The following is an 11,134-nucleotide window of genomic DNA, read 5'->3' on the forward strand; positions in this document are numbered from 1 at the left end:
TAGCTCGAGGACTTATCCAAAAAAGAAACGAGTCAATATTGACAGCGAGTCGGTTTCTTGTTAGAATATATAGGTATTCAATTTTGATTGGATAATCAATCATAGTTAAGTGACGATAGCCTAGGAGATACACCTGTTCCCATGCCGAACACAGAAGTTAAGCCCTAGCACGCCTGATGTAGTTGGGGGTTGCCCCCTGTTAGATATGGTAGTCGCTTAGCATTTATCCGCCATAGCTCAGTTGGTAGTAGCGCATGACTGTTAATCATGATGTCGTAGGTTCGAGTCCTACTGGCGGAGTTTAAAAGCGGTAGACGGAGAGCAACTCAGATGAGTTGCTTTTTTTTGTGCATCAATCTGAAAATATAGTATTTTAAAAATAGTTTTCCTGAAAATATGATGTTTTTCATAGAAGGAGACTATTATGGTGTGTTCTTTTCAGAATATTTGTTATAATAGATGTAATATTTTAAAAGGAATGTTTAATGGTTATTATTGAAAAGGCACCTGCTAAGATTAATTTAGGCTTGGATATTGTTGGGAAAAGGCCTGATGGTTATCATGATTTATCAATGGTTATGGTTAGTGTTGATTTGAATGACTATATCACAGTATCTGAGATTTCTGGTTCAGATATTATTGTTGAGTCTAATAATCACAAGATGCCTTTAAATGCTAAAAATGATGTTTTTAAGGCAGCTCAGCTCATTAAGGATAGATATGGCATCAAGTCTGGTGTTAAGATTGAACTGGAGAAATCTATCCCTATCTGTGCTGGTTTGGGCGGCGGGTCAACTGATGCTGCTGCCACTATCAGGGCTTTAAATAAGTTATGGCAACTTAAGTTATCTAAAGAAGAAATGATTGAGATTGGCTTTCAAGTGGGGAGTGATGTTCCTTATTGTTTGGGAGCTGGTTGTGCCTGCATTTCTGGTAAAGGTGAAATTGTTGAGTGTTTAAATACATCTTTGTCTGCTTGGGTTGTTTTGGTTAAGCCTGATTTTGGTGTTTCAACGCGCACGGTTTTTCCTGAGATTGATTGTGAGACAATTTCTCGTGTTGATATTGATTCTTTAAAGGAAGCTGTTTTAGCTAATAACTATGAACAGATTATTGCTCATATGGGGAATTCTTTAGAGGATATTACGATTAAGCGCAAGCCATTTATCCAAAAAATAAAAGATCGTATGATGAAGTGTGGGGCTGATGCTGCTTTAATGACAGGAAGTGGTCCGACAGTTTTTGGTTTGTGTCGCTCAGAGAAAAAAGCAGATCGTTTGGTTAATAGTATGCGAGGCTTCTGTAAAGAAGTTTACAAAGTACGGATATTGTGAAGAAAGGGAATCAGGTAATTGATTCTTCTTTTTCTTTTTGATATAATTAACTGGTTAATGAAGTGAGAGGAGTGTTGATAATGCAGCTAGAAAAACAAATTGATTGTCTAGTAAATGAAATTTTATTAAAAGCCGAAAATCAGCACGAGTTATTATTTGGTGCTTGTCAAAGTGGTGTCGAATTAACCAATACACAAGAACATATTCTGATGCTCTTATCGCAAGAACGCTTGACTAATTCAGCCTTGGCAAAACGTTTGAATATTAGCCAAGCAGCTGTTACGAAAGCTATTAAGTGTTTGGTCAAAGAGGGAATGCTTGCTCCTGTGAAAAATAAGGATGATGCCCGTGTGACTTATTTTGAATTGACTGAGCTTGCTAAACCTGTCGCAGATGAACATACTCACCACCATCATGCGACATTGTCAGTGTATAAAAAAATGATTGATGATTTTTCAGATGAAGAACAGTCTGTTATTTCAAGATTTTTGACTGCTTTTTCAGATGAGCTAGAAGGGTGTAAATGAGATATATTACTGTAGAAGATTTATCTTTCCAATATGATAGTGAGCCAGTATTGGAAGGAATTAATTACCATTTAGATAGTGGTGAGTTTGTTACTTTAACTGGTGAAAATGGAGCAGCAAAATCAACTTTGGTTAAGGCGACGCTTGGTATTTTGACACCAAAGAGTGGTCAAGTGACAATCTCTAAAATAAATAAAGATGGCAAGAAGCTCCGTATTGCCTATTTGCCACAGCAGATTGCTAGTTTTAATGCTGGTTTTCCGTCAACGGTTCATGAATTCGTCCGTTCTGGTCGATACCCTAGAAATGGTTGGTTTCGTCGTTTAACAAAGCACGACGAAGAACACGTTAAGGTTAGTCTAGAATCAGTTGGTATGTGGGAAAATCGTAATAAGCGCATTGGGAGCTTATCTGGAGGTCAAAAACAACGTATTGTGATTGCGCGTATTTTTGCTTCAGATCCTGATATTTTTATTTTAGATGAACCAACAACTGGTATGGATGCTGGAACAACTGAAAGGTTTTACGAATTGATGCACCACAGTGCACATACGCATGGAAAATCTGTTTTGATGATTACGCATGATCCAGATGAGGTGAAACGTTATGCTGATCGTAATATTCACCTGGTTCGTAGTCAAAAGACACCTTGGCATTGCTTCGATCTTCATGCTTTAACAAAGAAAGGAGCTAAGAATGCTGACTGAGATTTTTTCATATGATTTTATGCAACGCGCCATTATGGCAGTAGTTGCGATTAGTATTTTTGCTCCGATTTTGGGAATTTTCCTAATCCTACGTCATCAGAGTTTGATGAGTGATACGCTAAGCCACGTTTCTTTGGCTGGTGTTGCTCTTGGTATTTTACTTGGAAAATCAACAACCTGGTCAACGGTCATTGTGGTAACTATCGCTGCGGTTGTTTTAGAATATTTGCAGACGGTTTATAAGCACTATATTGAAATTTCTACGGCAATTCTGATGTCGCTTGGTTTGGCGGTTGCTTTGATTGTGACAAGTAAGTCAGAGAATGCTGGTAGTGTGAATTTGGAACAGTATTTATTCGGTTCGATTGTGACGATTAATATGGGTCAAGTCATTGCTTTGTTTGTGATTGCAGTTATTGTTTTGATTTTGACTTTATTATTTATCAGGCCGATGTATGTTCTGACATTTGACGAGGAGACAGCTTTTGTTGATGGCTTGCCAGTTCGTTTGATGTCATTGTTGTTCAATATTGTGACTGGGATTGCAATAGCTTTGACGATTCCGGCAGCAGGAGCTCTGCTGGTGTCAACGATTATGGTTTTACCAGCAAGTATCGCTATGAGGCTTGGGAAAAACTTTAGATCAGTGATTTTCATTGGTGTTTTAGTTGGTTTTATTGGAATGGTAACTGGTATTATCACATCGTATTATTGGGAAACACCAGCAAGCGCAACGATTACAATTATCTTTGTGGCAATTTTCCTTTTGGTGAATTTGTTTAATGTGGTAAGTCGTCGTAATAGTTAAAAAAGAGAGAAAGTTCCTCTCTTTTTTTGATGGCATAAAAAAACAGATGCTTTAAGCATCTGTTAATGATTTTAAATTAGTAAGTCAATACGAAGTATTTTTTCTTACCGCGGCGGATAACAGTAAGTTCGTTATCAATTTTATCGTCATCAGAAAGTGTGTAGTCCAAATCTTGAACACGTTCACCGTTGATGTAGATAGCACCATTTTGAACGTCTTCACGTGCTTGACGTTTTGATGGTGAGATTTTAGCAGCAACAAGCATTTCAACGATGTTGCGGTTATCATCGTCTGAAACAGCGTAGTTAGGAACGTTGTTTAGACCTTGTTTTAATTCTTTTGCTGAAAGGCTCTTGATATTTCCAGCGAAAAGTTGTTCAGTGATTTTTAGAGCTTCTTTGTAAGCTTCTTCACCGTGAACAAGTGTAACAACTTCACGTGCTAGGACTTTTTGTGCCAAACGTTCGTGACGTGCAGCGTTAAATTCTTTTTCGATTTCAGCGATTTCATCTAGTGAAAGGAATGTGAAGATTTTCAAGAAGCGAACAGCATCGTCGTCCATAACGTTGAGCCAGAATTGGTACATTTCGTATGGAGATGTTTTGTCAGCATCAAGCCAAACAGCATTTCCTTCAGATTTACCGAATTTTTTACCTGTAGCGTCAGTGATAAGTGGCACTGTCATCACGTGGCCAGTTTTATCAGCTTTACGACGAAGAAGTTCTGTACCAGCAGTCATATTACCCCATTGGTCAGAACCACCAATTTGCAAAGTAACGTTGTATTTATCGTTTAATTCGTAGAAGTCGTAACCTTGCATGATTTGGTAGGCAAACTCAGTGTATGAGATACCTGTTTCAATACGTTTTTTAACTGATTCTTTACTCATCATTGCATTGACAGTAAAGTATTTACCGACATCACGTAGGAAGTCGATGAAGCTAATGTTACCAAACCAGTCATAGTTGTTAACCATAACGGCTTTGTTGTCGCCATTTTCGAAATCAAGGAAACGTGACAATTGATTTTGAATTTTAACAACCCATCCATCAACAGTTTCTTTTGTTTGAAGACTGCGTTCAGCGTCTTTAAATGATGGGTCACCGATAAGTCCTGTAGCTCCTCCAACAAGAGCATATGGTTTATGTCCTGCCATTTGAAGGCGACGTGATGTTAGAATGGCAACCAAGTGACCAAGGTGAAGACTATCAGCTGTAGGATCATAACCAGTATAATAGGATACTTGCCCTTCTGTTAATGCTTTGACAAGGGCTTCTTCATCAGTTGTTTGAAAAACTAAGCCACGTTCTTTGAGTTCTTCGAATATGTTCACGAGCTTTCTCCTTACTTAAAATTTTGAGGGTGATATTTGTGTCTTCTAGCTGTGCTAGATTTTCCCTCAATGATATTGTAGTTTACAGGCTATTATATCAAAAAGCGGTGCCTCTATGCAAGCTTTATCAAAGTTTGGTATAATATTATCGAGGTATTAGAATGAGTAAGAGAAATAAAAATAAGAAAAAAGCAGATCGTCAGAAGCTTGGCTTACTTGATTTTGGATCAGTCTTTTTGAGGACAGTTAAGTTGTTAACCGACTTTTTTTATATCATTGTCATCTTGTTTGGCATGTTGGGAGTCGGTCTAGCTTTTGGTTATCTTGCTAGTCAGATAGATGCGGTTAAAATTCCTGATAAGGAGAGCTTGGTCAGTCAGGTGACTTCCTTGACGCGCGTGTCACAGATGTCTTATTCTGATGGCAGTTCGATTGCTGCCATTGATACGGACTTGCTACGTACACCAGTTGCTAGCGAAGCTATTTCAGAAAATATGAAACATGCCATTGTAGCAACTGAGGATGAAAATTTTGAGGGGCACGATGGTGTGGTTCCTAAGGCGGTTTTCCGTGCGACTTTAGGTTCTGTTCTTGGTTTAGGTGAAACTAGTGGTGGGTCAACGTTGACGCAACAATTAATCAAGCAACAGGTCTTAGGTGACGATCCAACATTTAAACGTAAATCACGTGAAATTATCTATGCGTTGGCTTTGGAACGTTATTTGAATAAAGATGAGATTTTGACCGATTATCTGAATGTGTCACCTTTTGGACGTAACAATAAGGGTGAAAATATTGCTGGGATTGAAGAGGCGGCTCAAGGAATCTTTGGGGTGTCTGCAAGTGATTTGACGATTCCACAAGCTGCATTTTTAGCTGGTTTGCCACAAAGTCCAATTGTTTACTCGCCTTATACAGCTGCTGGTCAGCTAAAAGATGCGGAAAATATGGCTTATGGTCTTTCTCGTCAACAAGATGTTCTTTACAACATGTACCGCGCAGGCTATTTGACAAAAGATGAGTACAATGAGTATAAGTCATACGATGTTAGTCAAGACTTTATTCAACCAGCATCTGCAACGACAAGTTCTCACGATTTCCTTTACTATTCTGTCTTAGAAGAAGCACAAGATATCATGTATGATTACTTGATTGAGAAAAATGGTGTTTCTGAACAAGAATTGAAAAACGATACAACAAAAGAATCTTACCGCAAATTAGCTTCTGAAACTTTGCAACAAGGTGGCTACACGGTCAAGACAACAATTGATAAGAATGTCTACAATGCCATGCAAAATGCTGTAGCGCAGCATGGTGGCACACTGGATCAAGGAAGTTCTCAACAAGTCGATGTCGGGAATGTCTTGATGGATAATTCTACTGGTGCGATTTTAGGATTTATCGGTGGCAGGGATTATTCAACCAACCAAAATAACCACGCTTTTGATACTGCGCGCTCACCAGGTTCAAGTATCAAACCGATTATCGCTTACGGTATTGCCATTGATCAAGGGCTTCTTGGCAGTGCAAGTATTCTTTCTAATTACCCAACGAATTTCTCAAGTGGTCAACCAATCATGCACGGTAACGACGTCGGAACTGGCATGATTAACCTTCAAGAAGCACTTAATACATCATGGAATATTCCAGCTTATTGGACTTATCAAATGTTGCTCAATCATAATGTTGATATTGAGTCTTACATGAAGAAAATGAATTATAGCGTTGACAACTACGCGATTGAAAGTCTGCCTTTAGGTGGTGGTATTGAAACAACTGTTCTTCAACAAGTAAATGCTTATCAAATGATTTCAAACGGTGGTGTTTACATGAAAGGATACTTGGTTGATAGCATTACTGATAATAAAGGTAATGTCATTTACCAACACAAGGCAAATCCAGTTCGTGTCTTCTCAGAAGCAACAGCTAGTATTTTGAACCAGTTATTGAAAGATGTTGTTAAAGGTGGCGCAACTACTGAGTTCTACAAAGATTTACAAGCTTTGAATGGTCAAGCAGCGCAAGCAGATTGGTCAGGAAAAACAGGTACAACCGACAATTATACGGATGTTTGGTTGATGCTTTCAACACCAAAAGTAACTTTAGGTGGTTGGGCAGGTAATGATGATAATACTTCTCTAGACTCAATGGCTGGTTACAAATACAACGCTCAGTATATGGCTGATTTGGTTAATAGCATTTATAATGCTAATGCGAATACATTTGGAACAGACAAATACAACTTGTCTTCAAATGTGATTAAGTCAACGGTTCTAAAAGCAACTGGTTTGCAGCCTGGTACGGTAACGGTAAATGGTCGCTCGCTTAATGTTAGCGGCGAGACAACAACAAGTTATTGGGCTAAGACTGGCGCTGGTAATATGACCTATAAATTTGCTATCGGTGGAACAGATAGTGACTACACGAAAGCATGGGATGCATTGCTTCATAATCCGGCAATTAAAACCAACAGCAGTAACTAAAAATACTTGCAAAAATTGAAAAAATAAGGTATAATACTAATAACTATTTGTCGTCTGCTTTAGTTGAAATATTGTCCAACTAAGGTTTGCAGCAGTTAAATCACACTTTTTATGGTCAGATTTAGCTGCTCTTTTTGTGCCTAATTTTAGAAAAAATGCGGTTTGTAACCTATATTTAAAGTTTCTAAAAATTCACATCAACGACACACTTGGCGGGGTGTTTTAAGCATCCTAACTATAAAGGTCAAAATGAAAAAGTAATGATTGTTCTCGTCGTATGAAGAGAATTGTGGTTATGATGGAGTTTATAGACCTCTGTATTTTAATGAAGGAGTAAAAAACTTGGCAGGACATGAAGTTCAGTACGGGAAACACCGTACACGTCGTAGCTTTTCAAGAATCAAGGAAGTTCTTGATTTACCTAACTTGATTGAAATTCAAACGGATTCTTTTAAAGACTTCTTGGATAACGGATTAAGAGAAGTTTTTGAAGATGTACTTCCAATTACAAACTTTACGGATACTATGGAACTTGAATTTGTTGGTTACGAATTGAAAGAGCCTAAGTATACGCTTGAAGAAGCTCGTATCCACGATGCATCTTACTCAGCACCTATTTTTGTAACCTTCCGTTTGATTAACAAAGAAACAGGAGAAATCAAAACTCAAGAAGTTTTCTTCGGTGATTTCCCAATTATGACTGAAATGGGTACATTCATCATCAATGGTGGTGAACGTATTATCGTTTCTCAGTTGGTTCGTTCTCCTGGTGTTTATTTCAACGATAAAGTTGATAAAAACGGTAAAGTTGGTTACGGTTCAACTGTAATCCCTAACCGTGGAGCATGGCTTGAATTAGAAACAGATTCAAAAGACATTGCTTACACACGTATCGACCGTACACGTAAAATTCCATTTACAACACTTGTACGTGCTCTTGGTTTCTCAGGTGATGATGAAATCATGGATATCTTCGGTGACAGCGAACTTGTTCGTAACACTATCGAAAAAGATATTCACAAAAACCCAGCAGATTCACGTACTGACGAAGCACTTAAAGAAATTTACGAACGTCTTCGTCCAGGTGAACCAAAAACAGCTGATAGCTCACGTAGCTTGCTTGTAGCTCGTTTCTTTGACCCACGTCGTTATGACTTGGCAGCTGTTGGTCGTTACAAAATCAACAAAAAACTTAACATCAAGACTCGTCTCTTGAACCAAACAATTGCTGAAAACTTGGTTGATGCTGAAACAGGTGAAATCCTTGTTGAAGCTGGTACAGTAATGACACGTGACGTTATCGATTCAATTGCTGATCAATTGGATGGTGACCTTAACAAATTTGTTTACACACCAAACGATTACGCTGTTGTCACTGAACCTGTTGTTCTTCAAAAATTCAAAGTTGTATCACCAGTTGATCCAGACCGCGTTGTTACAATCGTTGGTAATGCAAATCCTGATGATAAAGCACGTGCGCTTACACCAGCTGATATCTTGGCTGAAATGTCATACTTCCTTAACCTTGCTGAAGGTCTAGGTAAAGTTGATGATATCGACCACTTGGGTAACCGTCGTATCCGTGCCGTTGGTGAATTGCTTGCTAACCAATTCCGTATTGGTCTTGCTCGTATGGAACGTAACGTTCGCGAACGTATGTCAGTACAAGATAACGAAGTGTTGACACCACAACAAATCATCAACATCCGTCCTGTAACTGCAGCCGTTAAAGAATTCTTCGGTTCTTCTCAATTGTCACAGTTCATGGACCAACACAACCCACTTTCTGAGTTGTCTCACAAACGTCGTTTGTCAGCCTTAGGACCTGGTGGTTTGACTCGTGACCGTGCTGGTTATGAAGTTCGTGACGTGCACTACACTCACTATGGTCGTATGTGTCCGATTGAAACTCCTGAAGGACCTAACATCGGTTTGATCAATAACTTGTCTACATACGGACACCTTAACAAATATGGTTTCATCCAAACACCATATCGTAAAGTTGACCGCGCTACAGGTGTGGTTACAAACGAAATCGTTTGGTTGACTGCCGATGAAGAAGATGAATATACAGTAGCACAGGCTAACTCAAAACTTAACGAAGATGGAACATTTGCTGAAGACATCGTTATGGGTCGTCACCAAGGTAATAACCAAGAGTTCCCATCAAACATCGTTGACTTCGTTGACGTTTCACCTAAACAAGTAGTTGCCGTTGCGACAGCATGTATTCCTTTCCTTGAAAATGATGACTCTAACCGTGCCCTCATGGGTGCCAACATGCAACGTCAAGCGGTGCCATTGATTGATCCACACGCACCATATGTTGGTACTGGTATGGAATATCAAGCAGCCCACGACTCAGGTGCTGCCGTCATCGCTAAACACGATGGACGAGTTGTCTTCTCTGACGCTGAAAAAGTTGAAGTTCGTCGTGAAGATGGTTCACTTGATGTTTACCACATCACTAAATTCCGTCGTTCTAACTCAGGTACAGCTTATAACCAACACACACTTGTTAAAGTTGGCGATATCGTTGAAAAAGGTGACTTCATCGCTGATGGTCCTTCAATGGAAAAAGGTGAAATGGCCCTTGGTCAAAACCCAATCGTCGCTTACATGACTTGGGATGGTTATAACTATGAAGATGCCATCATCTTGAGTGAACGTCTTGTTAAAGAAGATGTTTATACATCAGTTCACTTGGAAGAATTTGAATCAGAAACACGTGATACTAAGTTAGGCCCTGAAGAAATCACTCGCGAAATTCCAAACGTTGGTGAAGAAGCCCTTAAAGACCTTGACGAAATGGGTATCATCCGTATTGGTGCTGAAGTTAAAGAAGGTGACATCCTTGTAGGTAAAGTAACACCTAAAGGTGAAAAAGACCTTTCTGCTGAAGAACGTCTTCTTCACGCAATCTTCGGTGATAAATCTCGTGAAGTTCGTGATACATCACTTCGTGTACCACACGGTGGAGATGGTGTCGTTCGTGACGTTAAAATCTTTACACGTGCAAACGGTGATGAATTGCAATCAGGTGTTAACATGCTCGTTCGTGTTTACATCGCACAAAAACGTAAAATCAAAGTCGGAGATAAAATGGCCGGTCGTCACGGTAACAAAGGGGTTGTTTCTCGTGTTGTTCCAGTTGAAGACATGCCTTACCTTCCAGACGGAACTCCAGTCGATATCATGTTGAACCCACTTGGGGTGCCATCTCGTATGAACATCGGACAAGTTATGGAACTTCACCTTGGTATGGCTGCTCGTAACCTTGGTATCCACATTGCAACACCAGTCTTCGACGGGGCAACTTCAGAAGATCTTTGGGATACTGTTAACGAAGCTGGTATGGCTAGCGACGCTAAGACAGTTCTTTACGATGGACGTACTGGTGAACCATTTGATAACCGTGTGTCAGTTGGTGTCATGTACATGATCAAACTTCACCACATGGTTGATGATAAACTTCACGCACGTTCAGTTGGTCCTTACTCACTCGTTACACAACAACCTCTTGGTGGTAAAGCACAATTTGGTGGACAACGTTTTGGTGAAATGGAAGTTTGGGCTTTGGAAGCTTACGGTGCATCAAACGTCCTTCAAGAAATCTTGACTTACAAGTCAGATGATGTGACTGGTCGTCTTAAAGCTTATGAAGCCATCACTAAAGGTAAACCAATTCCAAAACCAGGTGTGCCAGAATCATTCCGAGTTCTTGTTAAAGAATTGCAATCACTTGGTCTTGACATGCGCGTGCTTGACGAAGATGACAACGAAGTTGAACTTCGTGACCTTGATGAAGGTGAAGATGACGACGTAATGCACGTTGATGATCTTGAAAAAGCTCGTCAAAAACAAGAAACAGAAGAAGCTGAAAAAGCTGAAGTTTCTGCAGAAGAAAAATAATAATAGGAAAGAACAATTTGGGCATAAGAG

Annotated in this window: 7 protein-coding genes, 1 tRNA gene and 1 rRNA gene; 8 read left to right on the forward strand and 1 reads right to left on the reverse strand. The window is 39.4% G+C overall.

The window, feature by feature from the left end; all coding sequences use genetic code 11:
* The first annotated feature begins 105 nt into the window (after nucleotides 1–105).
* From rrf to BMX18_RS07090, 6 genes are all read left to right on the forward strand, one after another.
* Nucleotides 106–221, forward strand: a 5S ribosomal RNA gene (rrf, locus tag BMX18_RS07065).
* A 5-nt stretch (nucleotides 222–226) separates the two neighbouring features.
* Nucleotides 227–300 (forward strand) — tRNA-Asn (locus BMX18_RS07070).
* 185 nt (nucleotides 301–485) lie between these two features.
* Nucleotides 486–1,334 (forward strand): 4-(cytidine 5'-diphospho)-2-C-methyl-D-erythritol kinase, encoded by an 849-nt coding sequence (ispE, locus tag BMX18_RS07075; RefSeq protein WP_093815802.1) that lies wholly within the window; start codon nucleotides 486–488, stop codon nucleotides 1,332–1,334.
* Nucleotides 1,335–1,414: 80 nt separating this feature from the next.
* Entirely contained in the window at nucleotides 1,415–1,861 is a 447-nt protein-coding gene (locus BMX18_RS07080; protein WP_039697349.1) for a zinc-dependent MarR family transcriptional regulator, read from the forward strand.
* Nucleotides 1,858–2,568, forward strand: a complete 711-nt coding sequence (locus BMX18_RS07085; RefSeq protein ID WP_074603309.1) for a metal ABC transporter ATP-binding protein — start codon at nucleotides 1,858–1,860, stop codon at nucleotides 2,566–2,568. The genes BMX18_RS07080 and BMX18_RS07085 overlap by 4 nt, the downstream gene beginning before the upstream one ends.
* The gene (locus BMX18_RS07090; RefSeq protein ID WP_020915966.1) at nucleotides 2,558–3,376 is read left to right on the forward strand and encodes a metal ABC transporter permease; all 819 of its coding nucleotides are present in this window, start codon (nucleotides 2,558–2,560) and stop codon (nucleotides 3,374–3,376) included. The genes BMX18_RS07085 and BMX18_RS07090 overlap by 11 nt, the downstream gene beginning before the upstream one ends.
* 76 nt (nucleotides 3,377–3,452) lie before the next feature.
* On the opposite strand, the gene tyrS is transcribed toward BMX18_RS07090, so the two are convergent.
* Entirely contained in the window at nucleotides 3,453–4,709 is a 1,257-nt protein-coding gene (tyrS, locus tag BMX18_RS07095; protein WP_074564832.1) for a tyrosine--tRNA ligase, read from the reverse strand.
* Nucleotides 4,710–4,870: 161 nt separating this feature from the next.
* Between tyrS and pbp1b the strand changes: the two genes are divergently transcribed.
* Both pbp1b and rpoB read left to right on the forward strand, forming a co-directional pair.
* Entirely contained in the window at nucleotides 4,871–7,192 is a 2,322-nt protein-coding gene (gene pbp1b, locus BMX18_RS07100; protein ID WP_093815804.1) for a penicillin-binding protein PBP1B, read from the forward strand.
* Nucleotides 7,193–7,534: 342 nt separating this feature from the next.
* Nucleotides 7,535–11,104, forward strand: a complete 3,570-nt coding sequence (gene rpoB, locus BMX18_RS07105; RefSeq protein ID WP_039697354.1) for a DNA-directed RNA polymerase subunit beta — start codon at nucleotides 7,535–7,537, stop codon at nucleotides 11,102–11,104.
* The last annotated feature ends 30 nt before the right edge of the window (nucleotides 11,105–11,134 follow it).

Source organism: Streptococcus sp. 45 (genome assembly GCF_900108865.1).
GTDB lineage: Bacteria > Bacillota > Bacilli > Lactobacillales > Streptococcaceae > Streptococcus > Streptococcus ruminicola.